Raw genomic sequence first — 21,801 nt, 5'->3', positions numbered from 1 at the left:
ATTGGCAATCAAATCCCTGACTGCGGCGCTGCTGCTTGCCGGTGGCGCAGCGCCTCTGGCCGCCAGTGCGTCCGGTGTGACCGTCGAATTGAATATGGCCGCGCCGGACCACCTGGTGGCGTCGTATTTCCTCCCCGCCGATTGTGGCAAGCTGCCGTTTGACAAGCATGGCGCCGATGGCGCTGCGATCCGCCGGAACTGGCAACCGCTCGACCAGTGCGGTAGTGCCGCTGGCGATGCGCTGCACCGCAGGGACGGCGCCTGTCCCGCCGTACGGCTGCGCGTGCCGGTATCAACCGAGCGACGGCCCGGTTATCCACCCGCGTTCCCGCTCGGTGATGCCGTGTATGTCCACACCAGTAATTTCGCGGTCGGTCCGCAATGCGGGCCGGGGACTTACCGTTTCATTGCACCGAAAGCGCTCGCGTTGCAGGGGCGCACGGTGGCCGGCAGTGGGGAAGTCAGTGCGGAGGTAAGGGATGGCGGCGACATGGGTGTGCTGCTGTCGTCGGTGCCGCTGGGGGAGTCGCCGGAAGGCATCCGCTACTATGCGCCGGGACTGGGCGCGGCGAATGTCGCGCACATCGACCGCGTGGCGCGTGGCACCATTGCTTACCTGAAAGCGGCGATGCCCGATGCGCCGTTCAGCATGCCGGTGTTGGCGGCGGCGCGGGTGGAGGCGCCCGGCGGCGTCGGCATCGATGGTGATGCGGCGGACGTGCTGCGGCTTGGTCTCGTGAACTGGCCGCTGCAGCCGTCGGCGGCGGAGCAAGAACAATTGACCTTATTGGTGTCGCACGAATTCAGTCACCGTTTTCAATTGCGCGACGCGTTCGATGCCTATGCCGACGAACGCCTGATCCACGAAGGCGGTGCGGAATTCCTGCGCTGGGTGGTCAGTGTGCAAAACGGCTGGCTCTCGAAACAGCAGGCGGCCCGCGTGCTCGATGATGCGCTGGCCGAATGCCTGCTGGGCGCTGGACAGCGCGCATGGCGTGCGCTCGGCAAGCGGGAAATCGGTAGCCGCCAGCTGGCTTACCGTTGCGGCTTGCCGGCCTATGTGTATGCCTTGGCGGCGCGGCAGGGCGGCGATACCGCGCTGGCGCGTTTCAGCGGCTTGTACCGCAGTGCGCAGGCGGGCAAGCAGCCGGATTTCGCCCATGCGCTGGAGTGCGGTGGCGATGGCAAATCCGGCGCGCCGGGCGGGTGCCAGGCGCGCTGGCTGCCTGAATTGCTGGAACGCGGCGTGCCGCTACGGCGGGCGTTCGGCGCCCTGTTCGACGCCACCGGGCTGGCGCGCCCCATTGCGGCCACGCCGTCGCAGCGCAAGCTGATGCTGTTGCAAGCGTTTGAAGGACTAATGCGGGAAGATTGTGACGGCGTCAGTTATTTCCCGGGAGACGGCCTGATCATCGTGGACAGCGGCGTGCAATGCCGCGCGCTCAAAGGCGGCATGCGGATTACGCAGGTCGAGGGCGTGGTCTTGACCGATCCTGGCGCGGTACTGGCGTTGAGCGGCGCGTGCGCCGGGCGCAAGCAAGTGCGGCTGGGACTGGAGCAGGGCGGCGCCGCCGACGTCGCATGCAGCACAGTGTATGATGCGGCACAGCGATTCCATGGCGTGGATATCGATGCGGTGCTGGCATCCCTGAAGTTGCCGGCGGCGCACCCGCAATGACACACGGCCTGGCAGTCCAGCTGCGGCTGGGCTGCCACCAGGGATCACATGCGGTGCTGGTCCAGGATCGCGCTCACAAAGTCGCTGTACTCATCTTTCATTGGCAAGTCCAGATCGCACTTGATGACGCTCCTGATCGACGTGACCTCTGCATTGGTTTGCGGGTTGTAGCCAGTCTTTGTTTCGGAGCCCCAATAAAAACCTATCCCACGTTTTTGCCAGTTCGGCAGTTCATTGAAGTTGATTCCCCGGCTGAACAGCAATTCATTTTTTTCCGCCGTTGATTTCTTCGAGATCTGCGCTGCGGCGCTGTTTGCGTCAACCTCCTCTTTACGCAACATCCAGTAGCAGTGTGCATTCAGCGCATTGCGGTGCGCATCTTCGTTACGCCACCGGAAGTAGTCGATAACGAGGCGTTTGGTCGGCAGTTGGGAAATCCTGCAATCGAATGCCGCGAGGCTGCCCAGCGTCAGGCTGAATTTCGCGGACGCTTCTCCGGCCAGGATCGAGTTGTATTTCCTTAGTTTTCTGCCAAAGACGTTAATGTGCGGATCGAACAACAAGGAAATCTCGTCGCTTTCCGTGTAGCCGTAAATGACCTTGAAGCCGCAGTTCATCAAGTGCTTCGTGGTTTCAATCATCAAGTCGCGGAAGCGGGCATCGAACGGCGCCTCGAAGCCAGCGGTTTCCTTGGTCAGCCGGGTAAAGCTGCGCCCATCGATGCGCGCCACCATGTAAATCCCTGGCAGCACACAGTGGTCGTGAGTCGTCTCATACACGCGCATTGCCTTATCCAGATCGTCAAACTTCATCTTCCCATGCCTTCACAATATGTGTTCCATTATCAAAATCCACGTAATACATTTCATCAAACCCTTCCGAGCGCGCCGGGATTTCGAGGCGTTTATAGGTGCCCAGAATACCCACTTCCGGAATCAGGTCGGGCCCTTTCCTGGTGCTGTTCCAGGCCAATGAGCGGCTGACATCCGATTTGAAGTAAAAGCATTTGATGGTGTATTTTTGCTGCCGGAGCAGCTCGATATACTTTGCCCGCACCGCCCTGGTGACGTTGGTGTTGTCGATCACTAGCGGCATACTGGTCTCGAAGCAGTACCCCAACAACATCTTTTCCCTGTGCTTGGTCTTCAGCAGGTCGTTGCTGATCCGTAGGTGCGAATTGAAATAGTTCTCTTTGTAAAAAGACGACTTCCCACTTGCCTGGATGCCGACAAAAAGTATTGCTTCCAAATTAATGACCTTTCGGATTTTGATACACGGCAGTTTTCCAGCGCCGCTCAATGGCGCCCGAGGCGGCTGCTTTCAGCAGGCGCTGGAACTTCGGGCATTCGGCATGACTGGGGGCTGGACATGCCGCCGCATGGCGCAAGCCATCGCTCATGGCTTGCAGCCGGGTGATCAGTGCGTCAATTTCTTCCGCCTTTGCTGCCAGTAATTGGCGGTCGATCTGTGCTTCTCCGTCCGGCAGAAACATCGACCGGATTTCATCGAGCGACAGCCCCGCCGACTGGCCCAGCGAAATCAACGCTAACTGGTCCAGCACATTTTTGCCGAACGTGCGCCGCAGTCCCTGGCGGCCGGTGGACACGATCAATCCCTTCTTTTCGTAATAGCGCAATGCCGATGCCGGCACGCCGGTGACTTTGGCGACTTCCGCTATATCCATTTTCCAGCCCCTTGACTTGAAGTTGACTTCAACTTCTATAGTGGACGCATCGAAGAATTGAGTCAACTGGGAGTGAACATTATGGAAATCGTCAACGTCATCTTGATCGGCATCGGCGCCACCGCGGTCATGGATATATGGCTGATGCTGCTGAAACGGCTGGGCGTGCCCACCTTGAATTTTGCTTATATTGGCCGCTGGACCGGCCATCTCGCCCACGGGACGTTTGCGCATCCTGCCATTGCCAAGTCACCGCCCGTGCCGGGCGAACTCGCGCTGGGCTGGCTGGTGCACTACGCGATCGGCATTGCCTTTGCGGCGCTGCTGGTCACCGTGCAGGGCATGCAATGGACCGGCAGTCCAACCCTGTTACCGGCGCTGGCGGTCGGCATGGCGACGGTCGCCGCGCCATTGCTCGTCATGCAGCCCGCCATGGGCGCCGGCATCGCTTCCTCCAAAACCCCCACGCCGCTGAAGAATTGCCTGCGCAGCGTGGCCAACCACACCGTGTTCGGGCTGGGGCTGTATCTGGCTGCCGAACTGGCCGCGGCACTGAGCGCTTTGTTTTGACCTTACCAGGAGCCTTGCATGAAAAAGATCGCCATCGTTTATCACAGTGCCCACGGGCACACGAAATACATTGCCATGCAGGTTGCGGAAGGCGTGCCGCAGGCGCCGGGCATTGACGCGGAATTGCTGACGGCGGAAGAGGTGGCCCGGTCGCCGCAACTGCTGCAGGATTACGACGGCATCGTCTTCGGTTCGCCCACATACCTCGGCGGCGTCAGCGGCGTGTTCAAGACCTGCATGGATGCGACCGGCAAGATGTGGCGCATGCAGGCATTGAAAGGCAAGCTGGCGGCGGGCTTCACGGTATCGTCGCTGCCCGCGGGCGACAAGCAATCCACATTGATGTCAATGTTCGTGTTCGCCATGCAGCATGGCATGCTGTGGGTGGGTAATCCAATCGTGCCGGAGCAGCATGCGGGTGTGCCATATGACGAAGCCGCCAACCGCCTTGGTTCGTGGTCCGGCCTGATGGCGCAGGCCGAACATGGCGCGCCGGCCGATGCGTTTGCGCCGGGTGATATCAAGACAGCCCATCTGTTTGGCCGGCATTTCGCACAGACCTTGCTGCGGCTGGGAGGCGCGGCGTGATGTCGAATTCGCAGCTACAATCGGCGGCATGCACCGCCCCTATACATCAGGAGATTACATGCCGCTCGTTACATTGACTGTTCGTAAGCCGAAATCCAGCGAATTCAAGGCTGGCATTCTGGAAGCCGTCCACGCGGCGCTGGTGTCGTCGGGCGTGCCGCCCACCGACAGGTTTCACCGTGTGCTGGAACTGGATGAAGCGGATTTCCGCTTCGATGCCCATTACCCCGATCTCAGCTCGCCACGGACCAGCGACTTCGTTTTGATAGAAATACTGTGGTCAGCCGGACGCAGCGTCAAGGTGAAGAAAAAGCTGCTCGAGGAATTAATGGCCAGCCTGTCGGCGCAGGGATTGAATCCGGAAAACGTGATGGTCTGCTTCAAGGAGACCACCTGGGAAAACTGGTCATTTGGCGGCGGCCGCCTGATCCATACCTGACCACAACAAAAAAAAACGCAGCGCACACCACGCGGGAGGGGATTTCCGCGTGGCCTGCGCTGCGCAAGACAGCAAAAGCACTAACTCACTACGTGGCACTACAGTTACAACGGAGTACGACAGTTACAACAGCTACTTCAGTTACTACAGCTACTTCAGGTACAGCTGGTACAACAGGCACTACAGGGATCTTGCCTGACCCGGCCAGATGGCGGCGGTGTCAAAAGATGATGCTTTCCACGCGCGCCGGCGACAGCGGCACGCGCACGGTGTCCGGGCGCCAGCCGTACAAGGCGCCGGTGGCGCCGCCGCAGACGCGGCCCTGGCAGGGGCCCATGCCGCAGCGCGTTTGCAGTTTGGCGCTGCGCCACGTGGTATGGCAGCGCAGTTCGCCGTGGGACACGTCTTCACAACGGCACACGATGGTATTGTCATCGGCCAGTGCCAGGATCGCGGGTTGGATGGCAAAGGCGCGCGCGAGGCGTGCCGCAAAAGCGCGCCAGCGGGCGCGTTCGGCAAAGTGGGATTCGGCTTGTTCGCGCTTGCCGGCCGCGCACAGTCCGGCAATGCGGCCTTCCACCAGCGCCTTGTCCACACCGCCCACGCCGGTGCCTTCGCCAGCCACATAAATACCGGGCATATTAGTCTGCTGCCACGCATCGGCGCTAATGGAACCGGCGTCTGCGCTTGTGGCGCAGCCCAGTGCCAGGGCCAGTTCCGGGTTGGGAACCAGTCCGTAGCCGCATGCGAGGTAATCGCAGGGGATTTCGGTTTCGCGGCCGCCGGTCCGTACCATGGCGGCACGGACGGCGGTACCGTCGGTATTGCTCACGGCGGCCATCACATGGCTGCCGCGTAAATACGGGATGCTTTTCAGGCGGCCCTGCAGTTGCAAGGCCTGAACAATTTTCGATGGCGTCGCCAGCAAGCCCAGTGCAAAGCGCGCCAGGCTGGTGTTGTCGGCCTGTTCCACAATGGCTTGCACCTGCGCGCCTTTTTCCGCCAGGGTCGCGGCCACCGCCAGCAGCAGCGGGCCGGAACCCGCCACCACCACGCGCTTGCCATCGAGCGGATAGCCGCCCTTGGCCAGCGCCTGCAAACCACCGGCGCCCGTCACACCAGGTAACGTCCAGCCGGGGAAGGGCAGCAACAGTTCGCGCGCGCCGGTCGCCAGCACCAGGCGCTGATAGCGCAGGGTCAGTGCCTTCGATGGCGTTTGCACCAGCAGTGCACCAGGTTCCGGCGCATACAGCACGCGTGCCTGGTGAATGAACACCACGTTTTGCGCCGCATGCAATTCGCGCCACAGCAGGCGGGCTCGCTCATCTTGCTGATGCTGCGCGCCGCCGCGCCAGATCTGGCCGCCGGACGCCGGGTTGTCATCGACGATGGCAATCGACAGCAGCGGATCGGCATGGGCCGCGGCATGCGCCGCCGCCAGACCGGCCGGGCCGGCGCCGATCACCAGGATGTCGTAAGCCGTTTTCATTTGCGTGCCTCCCATGCGGCGGTGCGCACTTCCATGCCGGGTTCGCACAGGGTCTGGCATGACAGCTGGTGCGCGCGGCCGTCGATGGTCACGCGGCATTCCTGGCAAATTCCCATGCCGCACACCGGTCCGCGCGGCTTGCCGGAAACGGAGAGGCGTGTCAGCACCGTGTCCTGGGCATGGGCGATGGCGGCAATCACCGTGCTGCCGACCGGCACCGCGACAGCGTGGCCGTCGACCAGCACGATCACCGCATTCAGGTTGGTCTGTGGCGTGATGGCTTCCACCAGCGCTTCGGCGACGCCGTTCATTGCACACCTCCGTGATTGGCCAAGGCCGCAAAGCGGGCCGGCAGGTAAGGTTCCGCCGCAATGGCCGGGCGCTCGTTCAACAACTGGGCCGCCAGCAAGTGCGCGGTGGCCAGCGACGTCGTGATGCCAAGGCCTTCGTGGCCGGTGGCCAGCCACAGGCCGGGACGGCGCGGATGCGGGCCGACCAGCGGCAAGCCATCCGGGCTGGCGGCGCGCATGCCGGTCCAGCAGCGCAGCAAATTCAGTCCGGCCAGCGCCGGCGTAAAGCTGGCCGCATGGCGCAGCATGCGCGCCATGATGGCCGGTTCCACCGCTGGGTCGCTGGTGCCGAACTGGCGCGACGACCCGATCAGGATTTGTCCGGTGGGACGGGGCTGCAAATTGAAGGCCACCGAATCGCCGCTGGACGCGTGGGCGCTCTTGATGTAACCCAGTTCCACCAGCTGGTGCCGGATGAAACCCGGATAGCGGTCGGTAATGGCCACATGGCCTTTCTTTGGCTGTACCGGCAGTTCCGGCAACAGCGCAGCGCTGCGCGCACCGCACGCCAGCACCACGGCGCCGGCGCGCAATTCGCGCCCGTCCGCCAGTTGCACGCCGCCGTCAAGCAAGGACGACACCTTGCCCATCACCAGTCGCGCACCGTTGGCGGTGGCGCGCTCGAGCAGGATGCGCGCGCTTTTCGGCGGATAAACCAAGGCATCGCCCGATACCAGCAAGCCGCCCGCCAGGCCCGGACGCAGCGCCGGTTCCCGTTCGTACAGGGCGGCCGCGTTGAGCAGCGAGCAGGGAATGCCGTTGGCATTGAGGATCTCGCCCTTGGCGCGCGCCGCATCCATCTCTTCGCCGTCGGCGGCCACCCAGATGGTGCCGCAGCGGCTGTATTCATGGCGGGCCGGCGCGGCGCCGACGAATTCCCGCCACAGCGCCAGCGAATACGACGACAGCGCCAGTTCCGCGGCATTGTCGTCCATCACGACCAGGTGCCCCATGCCGGCCGCCGTGGCGCCCGAACCGATCGCATCCTGTTCAATGATGGTCACCTGCACTCCGCGCGCGGCCAGTGCTTCCGCACAGGCCGCGCCGATGATGCCGGCGCCGATGATCAATACGTCTGTCGTCATGTCCGTGCTGCCTGAAAATTAGCGGATGCCCCAGACCAGCGGGTCGGTCGGGTTGAGGATCAGCGTTGCCTGCGCGTTGACCCAGGCCTGGCCCGTGATGGACGGGATCAGCAAATCGCCGTCACGCCGGTACGAACCTTCAAAAATACTGCCGACGATGCTTTCCTGGCGCCAGACGGCGCCTTCCAGCAGTTTGCCGTCGGCCGCCAGGCACGCCAGCTTGGCGCTGGTGCCGGTGCCGCACGGCGAACGGTCATACGCATGGCCGGGGCACAGCACGAAATTGCGGCTGTCCGCTTCGGTGGTGTCGGCAAACAGTTCGATGTGGTCGATTTCCGCGCCGTCGTCGCCGGTGACGCCGGCGTCCAGCAGCGCCTGGCGCAGGGCCGAGGCGTAGGCGGTCAGCTTGCCGGCATTCGACACCACCAGGGTCTGGCCATGGTCGGCCGCCAGGAAGAACCAGTTGCCGCCCCAGGCCACATCACCCGTCACCGGGCCATAGCCCGGCACAGTAACAGCGACGTTGTGGCGGGTGCGGCGGGCCGGCACGTTTTCCACCGTGACTTTGCCATCCACGTGCAGTTCGGCTTCGACCACGCCCACCGGCGTATCGATGCGGTGCTTGCCGGGGCCGATCTTGCCCATGAACGCCAGCGACGCCACCAGGCCGATGGTGCCATGGCCGCACATGCCGAGGTAGCCGACATTGTTGAAGAAGATGACGCCGGCGGCGCAGTCCGGCGCATCGGGTTCGCACAGCAGCGCGCCGACCAGCACGTCCGAGCCGCGCGGTTCGCATACGACGGCGGAGCGGAAGTGGTCGTGGTCGCGGCGCAGCCGCTCCAGGCGAACGGACAGGGGACCATGGCCCAGGTCCGGGCCGCCGTCGGTCACCAGGCGGGTGGGTTCACCGCCGGTGTGGGAGTCAATGATGGAGATCGTTTTCATGATGTAAGGATTGTAGGCTTGCTGATTGCATCCGTCTTGCGGTTGCTGCGCACCTAAAATGACGAAATCTGCACAATTGTGTTTTCGCCCCACTGTATGTGCGAGAATCGGCCTATGGATACTTTTGATAAATCGCGGATTTCGGATGTGTTCTTTTCTGAACACTTGTTTGATGCGCTGCCGGATGTGGTTTTTTTCGTCAAGGATGCGCAGGGACGCTATGTGGTGGTGAACCAGACCCTGGTGAAACGCTGCGGCGTGAAAACCAAGCAGGCGCTGCTGGGGAAGACGTCGGCGGAAGTGTTTGCCCATCCTTACGGCCAGAATTACCTGGCCCAGGATATGGCGGTGCTGGCGGGGAAGGGCGAGCTGGACGACCAGCTGGAACTGCACCTGTATCCGAACCGCGATCCGGGCTGGTGCCTGACCCGCAAGACGCCGTTGCGCGATAGCAGCGGCCAGATTATCGGCCTGGCCGGGATTTCCCGCGACCTGGCGATGGAAGACAGCAAAAATTCCGCCTACCACAAGGTGGCCGATGCGGTGCGCAAGATCCAGGAACGGTTTGACCAGCCCTTGCTGCTGCCGGAACTGGCGGCGATCGCCAACATGTCGGTGGCCCAGCTGGAGCGCTATTTCCTGCGGATTTACCAGCTGACGCCGCGCCAGGTCATCATCAAGACCCGGCTCGAGGCGGCGTCGCGCATGCTGGGCGGCGAAAGCAGCGTGGCGGAGATCGCGCTGGCCTGTGGCTACAGTGACCACAGCGCTTTCACCCGCCAGTTCCGCGCCACGGTGGGCGTGACGCCCACCCAGTACCGTCAGATGTTGAAAGACAAGTAGGAAAGATTACACTTCTTCGCGCCAGCGCCGCATCCACACGGCGCCGGCAATCATCGCCACGCCGGCCACCGCGCCGGCCCACACCACCGGCGACGACAGCGACGCCCACGAATCGAACAGCAATTCCGCGGCGCCCATGCGGCCTTCCTCTTTGCCTTCCAGCGACGCCGGACGCACATACATGAACCACGAGCCGGGCGCCACGCCGGTCAGCAGGCGCGCCACCACGTGTTGCATGAACCAGCCGATGTTCCACTCCAGCGCAAAGATCTTGCTGGTCCACGCCACCAGCACGCCGACGCCCAGCGGCACGCCGACCGCCCACAGGAACACCTTGGAGCGGGCCCAGCTCGACACCAGCAGCAGCCAGCCGACGGTTGGCAAGGCCCACAGCATGTACACCGGCAGCAGGCCGAACATGCGCAGCGGCGCCAGGTAAAACTCGCCGGTCGTCAGCAAGGTGCCGAACAGTTGTACACCCTGGAACGCCGCCGCCGTGCAGACCAGCAAGATCACCGCCAGCGACAGGACCGTCGCCGCCATCATCGTGATGACAGGCGTCACCACCAGCGCCACCGCGACCTTCGACATGACCGTCATCTGGTCCGATACCGGCAGCGATTTCCAGAACAGCAGGCTGCGGTCGCGGCGGTCGTCATACAGCGCGCCGAGGCAGTAGAAGAACACCAGCACGCCCAGTTCCAGGTACAGCGGCACGCCGATGGCCACATACATTTCCGATGCGGCCCGGGCGAATTCCTGCTTCGCACCCGGCTGCAGCATGTGTTCGAGCAGGTGCTCCTTCACATGTACGGCATGGCCATCCATGGTCATGGTCAGGTTGTGCCCCAGCAGCAAGCCTCCCAGCACCAGCGTGATGATGATCAGCGCCACCACCGCCGGCGCCCACATCACCATGCCCTTGTGTTCCCATACTTCGCGGCGCAGCAGCCACTGCATGGTGGTCAGGTGCGCTGTCGCTGGGTTGGCTGACGTTAGTTTCGTGTTCATTCGTAGGTCCCCTTCATCGTTGCGACGAACAGGTCCGCCACGCTGGGTGTGCGGATTTCGCCGAATTTTTCCAGCTGCGTGCGCGAGGCGCCGTCAAACAGCATCACGGCCTTGCCGAATACGCTGCGTTGGGTCAGCGGCGCCAGCGCATTGGCGGCATGGATGTACTGCGGTTCGACCATGACTTCCGTATAGCGGTCGCCGATTTCTTCCATGGATGCCGCCAGCGTGATCTTGCCGTCGCGGATGAACAGCAAGTCCGTCAGCAGGTTTTCCACTTCTTCGATCTGGTGCGTGGTGATGATGATGGTGCGTTCTTCATCGAAATAATCTTCCAGCAGGTGCTGGTAAAACTGCTTGCGGTACAGGATGTCCAGGCCCAGGGTCGGCTCGTCCAGCACCAGCAGTTTGGCGTCGATCGCCATCACCAGCGCCAGATGCAGTTGCACGATCATGCCCTTGGACATGGTCTTGACCTTCATCTGCGGCTCGAGCTTGGTGTTGGCCAGGTAGCGTTCGGCCTTGGCGCGATTGAAGCGCGGGTGGACGCCTTCGACGAAGTCCACCGCATCCTTGACCTTCATCCAGCGCGGCAGGATCGCCACGTCGGCTATGAAGCACACGTCGCGCATCAGTTCATCGCGGTGGGTGCGCGGGTCCATGCCCAGCACCGACAATTCGCCTTCGAACTGCGTCAGGCCCAGCATGGCTTTCAGGGTCGTGGTTTTGCCCGAGCCATTGGGGCCGATCAGACCGACGATGCGGCCCGGCTGCACATCGAAACTGGCCTGGTCGAGCGCCACATGCTTGCCATAACGCTTGGTCAGGTTGCGGGCGGTGATCAGGGCGCTCATGCCGGCGCTCCCGGCGGCACCTCGGGCCTGGACCCGCCGGTGCGCAGCAATTGTTCCAGGTCCAGCCCCAGGCGGCGGATGCGCTCCAGCATGGCCGGCCATTCTTCACTGAGGAAGCGGTCGCGTTCACTGGCCAGCAGTTTTTCCGGTGCTCCTTCCGTTACGTACATACCTAATCCCCTTCGTTTTTCCACCAGCGCATCGTCGACCAGTTCCTGGTACGCCTTCGAGACGGTGATGGGATTTAATTGAAAATCAGCCGCGATCTGGCGGACCGAGGGCAGGGCGTCGCCGGGTTTCAATAAACCGTCGAGCATCATGCCGATGACCCGCTCCTTGAGCTGGCGATAGATCGGCGTGTTGTCATTCCACATACATGTTTCCTTCACTGGTGATGTGATGAAGTGGTGTTGTAGTGAACTATAACACTAAATCAAAGACGGTCAAACGGGTTTTTGTGAAAGCGGGATTACGGGTGGGGGATCAGGGACTGGATGGCCGCGTTGAGCCGCTCGATGGCGGCGTCATCGACTGCGCGGCTGCACATGAGGTGGCGGTACACGCCGTCAAGCACGTCGGGGAAGTCGATTTTGCTGAAGGCCTCGCGGTTGGCGCCAGTGCGGCCGACCCAGTTGTCGAATTCGTCGGCGAAGCCGATCATGTAATCGAAGCGGCCGGCCTGGATCTTGGTAAAGCCCTGGTCGAACGTGCCGACGTAGCGATCCACATTGCCGCGCATGGCCGCGATCAGCGGATCGAGCGTATTGCCTAACGAATAGCCTTCAATCAGGCCCATGCGGATTTGCCGGTCGGCGATCAGCGACATGAAGGTCTTGTGCCGGCGGATATCGCTGTCTTTGCCGCGCGTGGCGATGACGACAAAGCGCGGCGTGCGGTAGATCGGCAAGGTGAATTTGCTGAACGTTTGCCGTTCGGGCGTGACGAAAATGCCCACTGCGCAATAGTTCGGCGTGCCGCTCTGGACTTGCGCCATCAGGCGCATTTGCGAGACCGCCTGCAGGGTGATGGCAAACCCGGCTTTTTCCGCCGCGGCCACGGCGGTCGGGAAATACGTTCCGGCCGGTTTCCCATCGATGATTTCCGCCAGGCCGGGACGCGCCACGAAACCGAGTATCAGCGGATCCGCGGCGCGGGCCGGCGCCGCGAAGAAGACCAGGCAGGCGCCAATTGCGGCGGCGCGGATGGCCGGGCGATGCCCGCGCCGTTGCACGGGGCGCATCGCAAGCAAGAGGCTCTTGCCGGGTTGAATGAAGAGTGGCATGCAAGCCAGTTTATATTCGCCGGGCCGAAAGATCATCCAGGCGTTGCAGAAGGGAGACGGCGTTCGGCATCGCATGGCCTTCGGCCGTGTTGTCGAAGATGCACCAGGCGTCGTGGCCCGCCTTCAGGCGTCCGGCCAGGATGCGGGCCGCCCAGTCGATATCTTCCGGGCCATACGGCGAGTAATACACGCGCGGCGCGCCATGCAGCCGCAAATACGTGCTCTTGGTGGTGGCGACATGCGGATCCGGCTGCCCGGCGGGCGGATCGGCAATCACGCGCGTGATGCCGTGTTCGCGCAACACGCTGGTGGCGGTCTCGGAAAACCAGGTCGGGTGGCGGCCTTCGCAGGCCACCATGGTGCCGCTGAAATGGCGCCGCGCCAGCGCGAAAAAGGAACCGGCCGCCACCGGGTCGAACATCAGCGAGGGCGGGAATTGCAGCAGGACGCAACCGAGCTTTTCCCCGAGTCCCGCCACTTCATCGGCAAAGCGCGCCATCGGCGCTTCGCCATCCTGCAAGTGGTGGATATGCGTCATGGTGCGGGGCGCTTTGACGGAGAAGCGGAAGGGGGCCGGCACGCTGGCGGCCCAGCGCGCATAGGTGGCGGTTTGATGGGGGCGGTAAAACGAGGAATTGATTTCCACCGCGTTGAACACGGCGGCATAGCGTTCCAGATGCGTGCCGCCGATCGGGAACGCCATGGCGGCCGTCTTCGGTATTGACCAGCCTGCACAGCCGATGTGCGCCACCGCCATCTTGTTTCCTTTCCGCATACTCGCCTACACTGTAGCCCGCTAATTCACTTGCCAGCCCGGATTGTACTCATGACTGCCTCGAATCGTAATACCCGCCGCGACTTGTGCGCGCGCTTGTTGAAACTTGCTGCGATCCCCGCCGTAGCCGCCATGCTGGTGTCCTGTGCCGGATTGTCCGGCCCGCGCCAGGTGGAAATCCCGCTGGAAAAGCTGCAGGCCAGCATGGGCAGGCACTTTCCGGTGCGGCACCGGGCATTGAGTGTGTTCGATATTCAGCTCGCCAATCCGCAGATCATGACCTTGCGCGACAATGATCGTATCGCTTTGTCGGCAGACCTGACCGTGTCGCCGATCCTGGTGCGCCAGTCGTGGCGCGGCAGCCTGGCCATTTCCGGCCGCCTGGTGGTGGACAACGTGCGCAATGCCGTATTCCTGTCCGATGCGCAGGTGGACCGCTTTGCCGTCGATGGCATGGGCGAATCCCAGCAGCGGCAAGTGGCCGGCGCCGCCAACATCCTGGCCGATAAACTGATCCGTGACGTGCCGGTGTACAGTTACAAGCCGGAAGACTTGCGCTTTGCCGGCATCCAGTTGGTGCCGGTGGCCATCCGCACCACGCCGACCGCGCTGGTGCTGGTGCTGGAACCAGCCAGATAAAGGAGTGACCATGGCGCCCACGTTGTCGCACCACCTGCTGACCCACGCGTACAACAATGCGTGGGCCAATCACCGCCTGCTGAAAGCGTGCCTGCAGTTGACGCAAGCCGAGTTCGAAGCGCCGCGCACCAGCTTTTTTCCATCGATCAAGGCGACGCTGAACCATATCCTGACGGTCGACTGGTTTTATATCGATGCGCTGGAGCGCGAACTGGAAGGGCGGGAGCCGCATCCCAATTACCTGAGCTTTTTTGCCAAGGACGAACCCTGCGCGACTTGCGTGGAAGTGCGCGCCGAACAGCGCGACGCGGACCGGCGCCTGATCGACTATTGCCGCCAAATGAAGGATGAAGACTTGAACCGCACGGTGACGATCTTGCGCACGGGTGAAGTGCAGCGCGACCGGCGGCACCGCTTGCTGGCCCACCTGTTCCAGCATCAGACGCATCACCGGGGGCAGGTGCACGCGATGTTGTCCGGCACGCCGGTGGCGCCGCCGCAACTCGATGAATTCTTCAGCGCCGGCGAAGCGGATTTGCGGGAAGACGATTTCCGGGAACTGGGCTGGACTGAATCCATGATCTGGGGCTGAGCCCACCCAGGATTATTTGTACGGTGTGGCGGGTTTCGGCAGTGCGCGGATGGCCTGGTTCAGGCGCTCGATGACGGAGGGCGGCACGGCGCGGCTGCACAGGATGTAGCGCTTCAGGCCGGCCGGCAAGTCCGGCACGTCGTATTGGACCACGGACGCCATTTCCTTGTAATGGGCGCGCATGTGGCCCCAGTCGTTGCGGTCCGCCAGCATGTAATGGAAACGGTTGGCGGCCAGCATCTGGATCATGTTGGTGGTGCTCACCGTGCGGCGCATGGTCTGGTTGCCCGCCTTGGCGATGCGCTCGTCCAGGTCGGCGCCATACGACACGCCATCGACCATGCCCAATGTGAGTTCCGGGTCGGCCAGCAGCGATGCCAGCGAGGGATGGGCCTGCACCTTGGCGGCGGCGGCCGGGGACACCAGCACGGTATGGGGCGGGTCGGTGTAGACGGAAATCGAGAATTGTGCGATGGCTTCGCGTTCCGGCAAGCGGTACCACGACAGCGAACAGTAATTCGGTTTGCGCAGTTCGAAATTGGTCCAGATGCGTTTTTGCGGCTCACGCACAAAACGCGCATCGATGCCTGCGGCGGCAAACACGTCTTTACCGTACGCCAGCATGAATCCTTTTTCCACGCCATCTTCCGTGTAATAGTACGGAGGCTTTTCACGCCAGGACACGGTAATGGGAGCGGATGCCGCAGCTTCATTGGCGAAGGCCGGAATCGCCAGCAACGGCAGCACGGCAAATAAACCGGATTTCATGGACGGGACTTGAAAACTGAACTGGGTGAATTATATATCGCCAGGCTTGCTCCACTTTAAATTGTCTAGACGAGAGGCTCAATGACACTGACGCTGCCTGAATTGCTGTTGACACTGTACCTGTTGCTGGTCTTGCCGGCACAGGCCATTTGGCGCAGCCGACAGCCTCCGCGCGACCGTCCCCGCATGACGATGTACCTGTCGAATATCACCCGCCTGGTGCTGTTGTTGCTGGCGCTGGCAGCGTGCGCGCTGTGGTCCGGCTATACGGCGCAACAAATGGGCGTCGCGTGGCCGCCAAGTACGGCCGGTCAATGGGGATTGGCGGCGGCGGTGGCCGGCGTGGTTGCATTGCTGGTGGCGGGCGAACTGTACGAGCGCCGCATGTCGCCGGAAAAGCGCGCGAAAAGCGATGCCGAGATGCTGGCGCAAAAAGACATGCCCACCACGCTGCGCGAACTGTCCGTATTCACCGTGCTGGCGGTGCTGATCGGCGTCGGGTGGGAGTTGCTGTACCGGGGTTTCCTGCTGCTGGTGCTGGCGCCGGTGACCGGCACGGCGGGCGCCGTCACGCTGGCGGCGCTGGCCTATGGCGCCGGGCACGGCTATAACGGCTTGAAACCATTCATTGCCAGCATCGTGTCGGCCTTTACTTTCACGCTGGCCTATGTCTGGACCGGCAGCCTGTGGTGGCTGATGGTGATCCATACGGCGGCGCCGCTGGGTGTCGGCTGGAGCGTGTACCGGAAAAACGCCGCGCGGAACACCGACGCGGTAACCGTAACGCGATAATGCTTACGCGTTAACGATTACGCGATCACCGCGCCGTCCAGCGCGTGGCGCACGATCGCGCCATCCGCGTGCACGGCAATCCAGCCGCCACGCGGCGGCTGCGCCTGCGGTTCCCAGTCCGGCAGCACATAGCGGCGCGTGCCGTCAACCTGGTGCAGGGCGGGGCGGTGCGTATGGCCGTGGATCATGACGCTGGCGCCGGTCTGTTCGAACACGGCGGCAATCGCCTGCGGCGTCACGTCCATCACTTCATACGACTTCGTCGTGTGTTCCTTCTGGCTGTTTTCACGCAGGCCCGCGATGATGGCCTTGCGCTGCGCCAGCGGCATGGTCAGGAATTGCTGTTGCCACGCCGGTTGCCGCACCTGGGTGCGGAACGCCATGTATTTGACGTCGTCGGTGCACTGCGCATCGCCGTGCAGCAGCACGATGCGCTGGCCGCCGATCTCCGCCACCCACGTTTCCGGCAACAGGGTCAGCCCCGCCGCCGCGGCAAACGCATCGCCGGCCAGGAAATCGCGGTTGCCGGCGATCCAGAAGACGGCAATGCCGGCGTCGCTGATCTTGCGGATCGCGCCGATGATGTCCTGGTGGTAGGCGTCATTGAGGTCGTCATCGCCTGCCCAGTATTCAAAGATATCACCCAGCAAATACAACTGCCGCACATGGGGCGCCTGCTGTTCCATGAATCGATGGAACGCGGCGGTAATCGCGGGTTGCGCGGGCTGCAAATGCAGGTCGGAGATGAACAGGGCGAGGGGAGCTGGCATGGCCGTCAAAGAAAAATGGCGGGCAGGGCCCGCCATGATGAGCAGATGCGGCGAATTACGCGGCTTCGATGCTGGTGATGATCACGTCTTCCGCCGGCACGTCGGCAAACATGCCGGAGCGGGTGGTTTTGACTTTCTTGATCGCGTCGACCACGTCGGTGCCTTCGGTGACTTTACCGAACACCGCGTAGCCCCAGCCGTCCTGGCCTGGGTAGTCCAGGAAGCTGTTGTTTTTCACGTTGATGAAGAACTGGGCGGAAGCCGAGTGCGGCGCCGAGGTGCGGGCCATGGCCAGGGTGTACGGCTCGTTTTTCAGGCCGTTTTTCGCTTCGTTTTCCACCGTGGTTTCGGTTGGCTTTTGTTTCATGCCTGGCTCAAAGCCGCCGCCTTGGATCATGAAGCCGTCGATCACGCGGTGGAAAATGGTGTTGGCGTAGTGGCCGGCGTTCATGTACGCCAGGAAGTTGGCCACGGTTTTCGGTGCTTTTTCCGCGTCCAGTTCAGCGGTGATTTTGCCCAGGTTGGTGTTGATGACGATTTTGGTCATGGTTATTCCTTGGTTAAGTGTCTTTGATGCGTGACTTTGATGCGTTACTTTTATGCGCCGCGACTATACAGGACGCGAGGCCAATGCGCTATTTTACTGCGGCGGCATGCCGCCCGGCGGCGTCGCGTTTGGCGGCGGTACCGGTTCGATCGGTTTTTTCAGGATCGTGGCTTTGGTGATCGTGATGGGTTTCACCGGGATATTCTGGAAAATGCCCTTGTCATCGACCATCACGCCCTTGATTTTATTAACGACTTCATAACCCTTGATGACTTTGCCAAAGACCGCATAGCCATAGCCATCCTGGCCCGGATAATCGAGGCCGATATTATCGACGACATTGATGAAAAATTGCGCAGTGGCGGAATTCGGATTACCCATGCGCGCCATCGCGACGCTATAGGTGTCATTTTTCAAGCCGTTGTTTGATTCAATCGGAATCGGCGGACGGGTGGGTTTGCCTTTCAGGTCCGCCGTATAACCGCCGGTCTGGATCATGAAGCCATCGATGACACGGTGGAAGATGGTGCCGTTATAGTGGCCGGATTTGACGTATTGCAGGAAGTTGGCGACTGATTTCGGCGCTTTTTCCTGGTTCAGTTCCAGGACGATTTCCCCTTCCGTGGTCTTCAGCGATACTTGCGGCATAGTAGCGTCCGCTGCCAGGGCGGAACCCGACAGGGCGGCGCCGGCGATCAGTCCCAACGATTTAATCCACAGTCTCCGTGTCTCTTGCATATGGCTTCCTTAAAATTAACAGTGCTATACTTGATGCGACGTACCATTCTAGCAAACACCCATTGAGGTCTGTCAGTCCCCGGCGTACGCGATCGGCAGGTGCGGCACAAATATGTGCCCCGCGCCCGCTTTTGTATTGCCGGTAGCCCCGGGGCAGACCCTGAGAATTACAAGAGTCCGATGAGCAATTTGAAGATTTACAACACGCTGGCGCGCGAGAAGCAAACATTCGTCCCGATGGAAGCAGGCAAAGTCCGCATGTATGTGTGCGGCATGACCATCTACGATTACTGCCATATCGGCCACGGCCGCATGATGATGGCGTTCGACGTGGTGTACCGCTGGCTGAAAGCTTCCGGCTATGACGTGACCTATGCGCGCAACATCACGGATATCGACGACAAGATCATCAAGCGCGCCGTGGAAAACGGCGAAACCATCGGCCAGCTGACCAGCCGTTTCACCCAATACATGGATGAAGACACGTCGGCGCTGGGCATTTTGCCGCCAACCCTGGTGCCGCGCGCCACGGAATATGTGCCGCAAATGCTGGGCATTATTGAAAAGCTGGAAGCCAAGGGTTTGGCGTACCAGGGCGATGATGGCGACGTCAATTACGCCGTGCGCCATTTCGACGGTTACGGCAAATTGTCCGGCAAGTCGCTGGACGACTTGCGCGCGGGCGAACGGGTTGATGTCAACACCGGCAAGCGCGATCCGCTGGACTTCGTGCTGTGGAAAGCCGCCAAGGAATCCGAGCCGGACGAAGTCAAATGGGATTCGAAGTGGGGCAAGGGCCGTCCGGGCTGGCACATCGAGTGCTCGGCCATGTGCAGCGCGCTGCTGGGCGAACAGTTCGATATCCACGGCGGCGGCGCGGACCTGCAATTCCCGCACCACGAAAACGAGATTGCGCAGTCGGAAGGCGCGTCCGGCCATACGCTGGCCAATTATTGGATACACAATGGTTTTGTCCGTGTCGACAATGAAAAAATGTCCAAATCGCTGGGCAATTTCTTCACGATCCGTGACGTCTTGAAGAAATACGACGCCGAAGTGGTGCGTTTCTTCATCTTGCGCGCCCACTACCGCAGCCCGCTCAATTACTCGGATGCGCACCTGGACGACGCCCGTGGCGCGCTGACCCGCCTGTACACGGCGCTCGATGGCGTGCAGGGCGACGGCCAGCCGCTCGACTGGAATGAAGCCAATGCGCAGCGGTTCGCCGAAGCGATGAACGACGATTTCAATACGCCGATCGCGGTGTCCGCGCTGTTCGACCTGGCCGCTGAAGTCAACAAGACCAAGTCGCCAGTGGCGGCGCGCCAGCTGAAAGCATTGGCCGGCGTGATTGGCTTGCTGGAGCGCGCACCGCAGGCATTCCTGCAGGCCGGCGTGGGCGAGGGTGACGGCATGGATGAGGCAGCCATCGTGACGGCGATTGCCGCCCGTGCCGCAGCCAAGAAGTCGCGCGATTTCGCCACGGCCGACCAGATCCGCAAAGACTTGACCGCGGCCGGCATCGTCCTCGAAGACAAGCCTGACGGCACGACTAACTGGCGCCGCGCATAATATGGCCAACAGCTCCAGGGAAGGCGCCGTGCCCGGCGCCGCGGCGGTGCCGCCGTATTGGGAAGAGGCGAAAGCTGAACTCATGAAGCGCGACCGCATCATGAAAAAGCTGATTCCTCAAATTGGCGACCTGCACCTGGTCGGTCATGATGACCCGTTTACCACCCTGGCGCGTTCCATCGTCAAGCAGCAAGTCACGGCCAAGGCGGCGGACGCGGCCTGGCAAACCTTGCGCGCAGCCGTGCCGAAGTTTACGCCGTCGGCCGTGTTGAAGGCCGGCGCCGGCCAGCTGGCGGCCTGTGGCCTGTCCAAGCGCAAGACCGAATACATCCTTGATTTGGCAGACCATTTCAAGGCGAAAAAAGTCCATGCGTCGCAGTGGGACCAGATGGATGACGAGGCCGTCATCGCCGAACTGGTGCAAATTCGTGGCATTACCCGCTGGACAGCGGAGATGTTTTTGATATTTAATCTCCTCCGCCCGAATGTTTTGCCGCTGGATGACCCCGGTCTGATCCAGGGCATCAGCCAGAATTACTTCTCAGGCGAGCCGGTTTCGCGCAGCGATGCGCGCGAAGTGTCGGCCAACTGGGAGCCTTATCGAACAGTCGCAACGTGGTACCTATGGCGGTCCTTAGATCCGGTATAACTGCGCCGATCCGGTAAAATAACGCAATTCGCCGTCGTGCCCGCTGCTCAGCCAGCCGGCAGGACGGCATCCCTACGGAGGTAGAATGACTAAAACAACTTTCCTCAATTTTGAGCAACCGATTGCGGAACTTGATTCCAAAATTGAAGAGCTGCGTTTCGTCCAGGACGACTCGGCAGTCGATATTTCGGAAGAAATCGACCGCCTGGCCAAAAAGAGCCAGCAACTGACCAAAGATATCTATGCCAAGCTGACCCCATGGCAAGTGGCGCAAATCGCGCGCCACCCGCAGCGTCCATATACGATGGACTATGTGAATGAAATCTTCACCGACTTCCATGAACTGCACGGCGACCGCACGTATGCGGACGACCAGTCCATCGTCGGCGGCCTGGCCCGCTTCAATGGCCAGCCATGCATGGTGATCGGGCATCAGAAGGGCCGCGACACCAAAGAACGCGCCATGCGCAACTTCGGCATGCCGAAGCCGGAAGGCTACCGCAAGGCCATGCGTCTGATGAAGCTGGCTGAAAAATTCAACCTGCCGATCTTCACCTTCGTCGACACCCCGGGCGCTTTCCCCGGCATCGACGCGGAAGAGCGCGGCCAGTCGGAAGCCATCGGCCACAACCTGTACGTAATGGCGGAACTGAAAGTGCCGCTGATCGCCACCATCATTGGTGAAGGCGGCTCCGGCGGCGCGCTGGCGATTGCCGTGGGCGACCAGGTCTTGATGCTGCAATATTCGACCTATTCGGTGATTTCGCCGGAAGGCTGCGCCTCGATCCTGTGGAAGACCGCCGAGCGCGCGTCGGAAGCGGCGGAAGCGCTGGGCCTGACTGCGCACCGCCTGAAAGCCATTGGCCTGATCGACAAGATTGTCAATGAGCCACTGGGTGGCGCGCACCGCGATCCGAAAGAAATGGCACGCCTGCTGAAACGCGCCTTGGCCGATTCGCTGCGCCAATTCCATGGCATGAAAACCAAGGACTTGCTGGCCGCCCGTCATGAAAAGCTGATGGGCTACGGCAAATTCAAGGAAACCACGCCGCAGGAATAATGCTTGCGTAGGGCGGCTTTTATAAAGTCGCCAAGCAGGCCACGAACCGGAGCTGGGTCGATCCCGCCTCCGGTTTTT

27 protein-coding genes are annotated in these 21,801 nt (G+C 61.8%); 11 read left to right on the top strand and 16 right to left on the bottom strand.

The annotated features are described in order from the left end of the window. The first annotated feature begins 1 nt into the window (after window position 1). Window positions 2-1,678, top strand: coding sequence for a hypothetical protein (locus AC1RRC_RS27815; RefSeq protein ID WP_493058866.1), 1,677 nt, complete (start codon window positions 2-4; stop codon window positions 1,676-1,678). A 44-nt stretch (window positions 1,679-1,722) separates the two neighbouring features. Here the strand turns inward: AC1RRC_RS27815 and AC1RRC_RS27810 are convergent, their stop codons facing one another. The 3 genes from AC1RRC_RS27810 to AC1RRC_RS27800 are packed head-to-tail and all read right to left on the bottom strand — an operon-like array spanning window position 1,723 to window position 3,362. Continuing rightward, window positions 1,723-2,490: a tRNA(His) guanylyltransferase Thg1 family protein gene (locus AC1RRC_RS27810; RefSeq protein ID WP_493058864.1), complete on the bottom strand. Its 768-nt coding sequence runs from the start codon at window positions 2,488-2,490 to the stop codon at window positions 1,723-1,725. Further along, on the bottom strand, window positions 2,480-2,926 hold the full coding sequence (locus AC1RRC_RS27805; protein WP_493058862.1) for an AAA family ATPase: 447 nt from the start codon (window positions 2,924-2,926) through the stop codon (window positions 2,480-2,482). Before AC1RRC_RS27805 ends, AC1RRC_RS27810 begins: the two co-directional genes overlap by 11 nt. A 1-nt stretch (window position 2,927) precedes the next feature. Further along, entirely contained in the window at window positions 2,928-3,362 is a 435-nt protein-coding gene (locus AC1RRC_RS27800) for a helix-turn-helix domain-containing protein (protein ID WP_493058860.1), read from the bottom strand. A gap of 81 nt (window positions 3,363-3,443) precedes the next feature. On the opposite strand from AC1RRC_RS27800, the gene AC1RRC_RS27795 reads away from it, so the two are divergent. From AC1RRC_RS27795 to AC1RRC_RS27785, 3 genes are read left to right on the top strand one after another with little or no spacing between them, the layout of a single operon-like run. Then, window positions 3,444-3,932: a DUF2938 domain-containing protein gene (locus AC1RRC_RS27795; protein WP_493058858.1), complete on the top strand. Its 489-nt coding sequence runs from the start codon at window positions 3,444-3,446 to the stop codon at window positions 3,930-3,932. Window positions 3,933-3,950: 18 nt separating this feature from the next. Continuing rightward, entirely contained in the window at window positions 3,951-4,520 is a 570-nt protein-coding gene (locus AC1RRC_RS27790) for a flavodoxin family protein (protein WP_493058857.1), read from the top strand. Window positions 4,521-4,578: 58 nt separating this feature from the next. Further along, window positions 4,579-4,959, top strand: a complete 381-nt coding sequence (locus AC1RRC_RS27785; protein WP_493058856.1) for a tautomerase family protein — start codon at window positions 4,579-4,581, stop codon at window positions 4,957-4,959. A 220-nt stretch (window positions 4,960-5,179) separates the two neighbouring features. Here AC1RRC_RS27785 and AC1RRC_RS27780 read toward each other — a convergent pair whose 3' ends face one another. The 4 genes from AC1RRC_RS27780 to AC1RRC_RS27765 are packed head-to-tail and all read right to left on the bottom strand — an operon-like array spanning window position 5,180 to window position 8,831. Next, window positions 5,180-6,448 (bottom strand): FAD/NAD(P)-dependent oxidoreductase, encoded by a 1,269-nt coding sequence (locus AC1RRC_RS27780; RefSeq protein WP_493058855.1) that lies wholly within the window; start codon window positions 6,446-6,448, stop codon window positions 5,180-5,182. Next, entirely contained in the window at window positions 6,445-6,759 is a 315-nt protein-coding gene (locus AC1RRC_RS27775) for a (2Fe-2S)-binding protein (RefSeq protein ID WP_493058854.1), read from the bottom strand. The genes AC1RRC_RS27780 and AC1RRC_RS27775 overlap by 4 nt, the downstream gene beginning before the upstream one ends. After that, window positions 6,756-7,883 (bottom strand): NAD(P)/FAD-dependent oxidoreductase, encoded by a 1,128-nt coding sequence (locus AC1RRC_RS27770; RefSeq protein ID WP_493058853.1) that lies wholly within the window; start codon window positions 7,881-7,883, stop codon window positions 6,756-6,758. Before AC1RRC_RS27770 ends, AC1RRC_RS27775 begins: the two co-directional genes overlap by 4 nt. An 18-nt stretch (window positions 7,884-7,901) precedes the next feature. Further along, the gene (locus AC1RRC_RS27765; protein ID WP_493058852.1) at window positions 7,902-8,831 is read right to left on the bottom strand and encodes a 4-hydroxyproline epimerase; all 930 of its coding nucleotides are present in this window, start codon (window positions 8,829-8,831) and stop codon (window positions 7,902-7,904) included. Between the two features lie 114 nt (window positions 8,832-8,945). Between AC1RRC_RS27765 and AC1RRC_RS27760 the strand changes: the two genes are divergently transcribed. Continuing rightward, on the top strand, window positions 8,946-9,674 hold the full coding sequence (locus tag AC1RRC_RS27760; RefSeq protein ID WP_493058851.1) for a PAS domain-containing protein: 729 nt from the start codon (window positions 8,946-8,948) through the stop codon (window positions 9,672-9,674). 6 nt (window positions 9,675-9,680) lie between these two features. On the opposite strand, the gene AC1RRC_RS27755 is transcribed toward AC1RRC_RS27760, so the two are convergent. The 5 genes from AC1RRC_RS27755 to AC1RRC_RS27735 all read right to left on the bottom strand — a co-directional run bounded on the left by AC1RRC_RS27755 (window position 9,681) and on the right by AC1RRC_RS27735 (window position 13,596). Beyond that, window positions 9,681-10,685 (bottom strand): hypothetical protein, encoded by a 1,005-nt coding sequence (locus AC1RRC_RS27755; RefSeq protein ID WP_493058850.1) that lies wholly within the window; start codon window positions 10,683-10,685, stop codon window positions 9,681-9,683. Beyond that, a complete protein-coding gene (locus AC1RRC_RS27750; protein WP_493058849.1) occupies window positions 10,682-11,539 on the bottom strand; it encodes an ABC transporter ATP-binding protein in 858 nt (285 codons plus the stop codon). The genes AC1RRC_RS27755 and AC1RRC_RS27750 overlap by 4 nt, the downstream gene beginning before the upstream one ends. Beyond that, window positions 11,536-11,913: a GntR family transcriptional regulator gene (locus tag AC1RRC_RS27745; RefSeq protein ID WP_493058848.1), complete on the bottom strand. Its 378-nt coding sequence runs from the start codon at window positions 11,911-11,913 to the stop codon at window positions 11,536-11,538. Before AC1RRC_RS27745 ends, AC1RRC_RS27750 begins: the two co-directional genes overlap by 4 nt. A 95-nt stretch (window positions 11,914-12,008) precedes the next feature. Then, window positions 12,009-12,821, bottom strand: coding sequence for a substrate-binding periplasmic protein (locus tag AC1RRC_RS27740; RefSeq protein ID WP_493058847.1), 813 nt, complete (start codon window positions 12,819-12,821; stop codon window positions 12,009-12,011). Window positions 12,822-12,831: 10 nt separating this feature from the next. Continuing rightward, window positions 12,832-13,596: a DUF72 domain-containing protein gene (locus AC1RRC_RS27735; protein WP_493058846.1), complete on the bottom strand. Its 765-nt coding sequence runs from the start codon at window positions 13,594-13,596 to the stop codon at window positions 12,832-12,834. A 51-nt stretch (window positions 13,597-13,647) separates the two neighbouring features. Here AC1RRC_RS27735 and AC1RRC_RS27730 point away from each other — a divergent pair, with 51 nt between their 5' ends. Then, window positions 13,648-14,235, top strand: coding sequence for a DUF1439 domain-containing protein (locus tag AC1RRC_RS27730; RefSeq protein ID WP_493058845.1), 588 nt, complete (start codon window positions 13,648-13,650; stop codon window positions 14,233-14,235). Between the two features lie 10 nt (window positions 14,236-14,245). Further along, entirely contained in the window at window positions 14,246-14,827 is a 582-nt protein-coding gene (locus AC1RRC_RS27725; protein WP_493058844.1) for a DinB family protein, read from the top strand. A 12-nt stretch (window positions 14,828-14,839) separates the two neighbouring features. Here the strand turns inward: AC1RRC_RS27725 and AC1RRC_RS27720 are convergent, their stop codons facing one another. Continuing rightward, window positions 14,840-15,595, bottom strand: a complete 756-nt coding sequence (locus AC1RRC_RS27720; protein WP_493058843.1) for a substrate-binding periplasmic protein — start codon at window positions 15,593-15,595, stop codon at window positions 14,840-14,842. An 81-nt stretch (window positions 15,596-15,676) separates the two neighbouring features. On the opposite strand from AC1RRC_RS27720, the gene AC1RRC_RS27715 reads away from it, so the two are divergent. Then, window positions 15,677-16,387 carry a CPBP family intramembrane glutamic endopeptidase gene (locus AC1RRC_RS27715; protein ID WP_493058842.1) on the top strand — a complete coding sequence of 237 codons (711 nt, stop codon included), beginning with the start codon at window positions 15,677-15,679 and terminating at the stop codon, window positions 16,385-16,387. A gap of 17 nt (window positions 16,388-16,404) precedes the next feature. On the opposite strand, the gene AC1RRC_RS27710 is transcribed toward AC1RRC_RS27715, so the two are convergent. The 3 genes from AC1RRC_RS27710 to AC1RRC_RS27700 form a co-directional block, all read right to left on the bottom strand. After that, on the bottom strand, window positions 16,405-17,157 hold the full coding sequence (locus AC1RRC_RS27710; protein WP_493058841.1) for a UDP-2,3-diacylglucosamine diphosphatase: 753 nt from the start codon (window positions 17,155-17,157) through the stop codon (window positions 16,405-16,407). Window positions 17,158-17,212: 55 nt separating this feature from the next. Further along, window positions 17,213-17,704, bottom strand: coding sequence for a peptidylprolyl isomerase (locus AC1RRC_RS27705; RefSeq protein WP_493058840.1), 492 nt, complete (start codon window positions 17,702-17,704; stop codon window positions 17,213-17,215). Window positions 17,705-17,797: 93 nt separating this feature from the next. Then, window positions 17,798-18,442: a peptidylprolyl isomerase gene (locus AC1RRC_RS27700; RefSeq protein WP_493058839.1), complete on the bottom strand. Its 645-nt coding sequence runs from the start codon at window positions 18,440-18,442 to the stop codon at window positions 17,798-17,800. Window positions 18,443-18,622: 180 nt separating this feature from the next. Here AC1RRC_RS27700 and cysS point away from each other — a divergent pair, with 180 nt between their 5' ends. The 3 genes from cysS (at window position 18,623) to AC1RRC_RS27685 (ending at window position 21,723) form a co-directional block, all read left to right on the top strand. Further along, a complete protein-coding gene (gene cysS, locus AC1RRC_RS27695) occupies window positions 18,623-20,014 on the top strand; it encodes a cysteine--tRNA ligase (protein WP_493058838.1) in 1,392 nt (463 codons plus the stop codon). A 1-nt stretch (window position 20,015) separates the two neighbouring features. Next, the gene (locus tag AC1RRC_RS27690; RefSeq protein WP_493058837.1) at window positions 20,016-20,663 is read left to right on the top strand and encodes a DNA-3-methyladenine glycosylase family protein; all 648 of its coding nucleotides are present in this window, start codon (window positions 20,016-20,018) and stop codon (window positions 20,661-20,663) included. An 85-nt stretch (window positions 20,664-20,748) separates the two neighbouring features. Continuing rightward, window positions 20,749-21,723 carry an acetyl-CoA carboxylase carboxyltransferase subunit alpha gene (locus AC1RRC_RS27685; protein ID WP_493058836.1) on the top strand — a complete coding sequence of 325 codons (975 nt, stop codon included), beginning with the start codon at window positions 20,749-20,751 and terminating at the stop codon, window positions 21,721-21,723. Window positions 21,724-21,801: the final 78 nt, after the last annotated feature.

It is taken from the genome of Pseudoduganella sp. GW821-FHT12E03 (genome assembly GCF_058807115.1).
The sequence above is the reverse complement of the archived record's forward strand: the minus strand, read 5'-3'. Positions and strand labels throughout refer to the sequence as shown.

What these genes read in the sequence shown, in the direction of transcription:
- AC1RRC_RS27745 (WP_493058848.1), bottom strand. Translation starts at nt 11,913, where the DNA reads ATGTGGAATGACAACACGCCGATCTATCGCCAGCTCAAGGAGCGGGTC.
- AC1RRC_RS27780 (WP_493058855.1), bottom strand. Translation starts at nt 6,448, where the DNA reads ATGAAAACGGCTTACGACATCCTGGTGATCGGCGCCGGCCCGGCCGGT.
- AC1RRC_RS27740 (WP_493058847.1), bottom strand. Translation starts at nt 12,821, where the DNA reads ATGCCACTCTTCATTCAACCCGGCAAGAGCCTCTTGCTTGCGATGCGC.
- AC1RRC_RS27720 (WP_493058843.1), bottom strand. Translation starts at nt 15,595, where the DNA reads ATGAAATCCGGTTTATTTGCCGTGCTGCCGTTGCTGGCGATTCCGGCC.
- AC1RRC_RS27725 (WP_493058844.1), top strand. Translation starts at nt 14,246, where the DNA reads ATGGCGCCCACGTTGTCGCACCACCTGCTGACCCACGCGTACAACAAT.
- AC1RRC_RS27785 (WP_493058856.1), top strand. Translation starts at nt 4,579, where the DNA reads ATGCCGCTCGTTACATTGACTGTTCGTAAGCCGAAATCCAGCGAATTC.
- AC1RRC_RS27775 (WP_493058854.1), bottom strand. Translation starts at nt 6,759, where the DNA reads ATGAACGGCGTCGCCGAAGCGCTGGTGGAAGCCATCACGCCACAGACC.
- cysS (WP_493058838.1), top strand. Translation starts at nt 18,623, where the DNA reads ATGAGCAATTTGAAGATTTACAACACGCTGGCGCGCGAGAAGCAAACA.
- AC1RRC_RS27765 (WP_493058852.1), bottom strand. Translation starts at nt 8,831, where the DNA reads ATGAAAACGATCTCCATCATTGACTCCCACACCGGCGGTGAACCCACC.
- AC1RRC_RS27735 (WP_493058846.1), bottom strand. Translation starts at nt 13,596, where the DNA reads ATGCGGAAAGGAAACAAGATGGCGGTGGCGCACATCGGCTGTGCAGGC.
- AC1RRC_RS27755 (WP_493058850.1), bottom strand. Translation starts at nt 10,685, where the DNA reads ATGAACACGAAACTAACGTCAGCCAACCCAGCGACAGCGCACCTGACC.
- AC1RRC_RS27685 (WP_493058836.1), top strand. Translation starts at nt 20,749, where the DNA reads ATGACTAAAACAACTTTCCTCAATTTTGAGCAACCGATTGCGGAACTT.
- AC1RRC_RS27770 (WP_493058853.1), bottom strand. Translation starts at nt 7,883, where the DNA reads ATGACGACAGACGTATTGATCATCGGCGCCGGCATCATCGGCGCGGCC.
- AC1RRC_RS27795 (WP_493058858.1), top strand. Translation starts at nt 3,444, where the DNA reads ATGGAAATCGTCAACGTCATCTTGATCGGCATCGGCGCCACCGCGGTC.
- AC1RRC_RS27705 (WP_493058840.1), bottom strand. Translation starts at nt 17,704, where the DNA reads ATGACCAAAATCGTCATCAACACCAACCTGGGCAAAATCACCGCTGAA.
- AC1RRC_RS27715 (WP_493058842.1), top strand. Translation starts at nt 15,677, where the DNA reads ATGACACTGACGCTGCCTGAATTGCTGTTGACACTGTACCTGTTGCTG.
- AC1RRC_RS27760 (WP_493058851.1), top strand. Translation starts at nt 8,946, where the DNA reads ATGGATACTTTTGATAAATCGCGGATTTCGGATGTGTTCTTTTCTGAA.
- AC1RRC_RS27800 (WP_493058860.1), bottom strand. Translation starts at nt 3,362, where the DNA reads ATGGATATAGCGGAAGTCGCCAAAGTCACCGGCGTGCCGGCATCGGCA.
- AC1RRC_RS27710 (WP_493058841.1), bottom strand. Translation starts at nt 17,157, where the DNA reads ATGCCAGCTCCCCTCGCCCTGTTCATCTCCGACCTGCATTTGCAGCCC.
- AC1RRC_RS27730 (WP_493058845.1), top strand. Translation starts at nt 13,648, where the DNA reads ATGACTGCCTCGAATCGTAATACCCGCCGCGACTTGTGCGCGCGCTTG.
- AC1RRC_RS27700 (WP_493058839.1), bottom strand. Translation starts at nt 18,442, where the DNA reads ATGCAAGAGACACGGAGACTGTGGATTAAATCGTTGGGACTGATCGCC.
- AC1RRC_RS27690 (WP_493058837.1), top strand. Translation starts at nt 20,016, where the DNA reads ATGGCCAACAGCTCCAGGGAAGGCGCCGTGCCCGGCGCCGCGGCGGTG.
- AC1RRC_RS27790 (WP_493058857.1), top strand. Translation starts at nt 3,951, where the DNA reads ATGAAAAAGATCGCCATCGTTTATCACAGTGCCCACGGGCACACGAAA.
- AC1RRC_RS27810 (WP_493058864.1), bottom strand. Translation starts at nt 2,490, where the DNA reads ATGAAGTTTGACGATCTGGATAAGGCAATGCGCGTGTATGAGACGACT.
- AC1RRC_RS27750 (WP_493058849.1), bottom strand. Translation starts at nt 11,539, where the DNA reads ATGAGCGCCCTGATCACCGCCCGCAACCTGACCAAGCGTTATGGCAAG.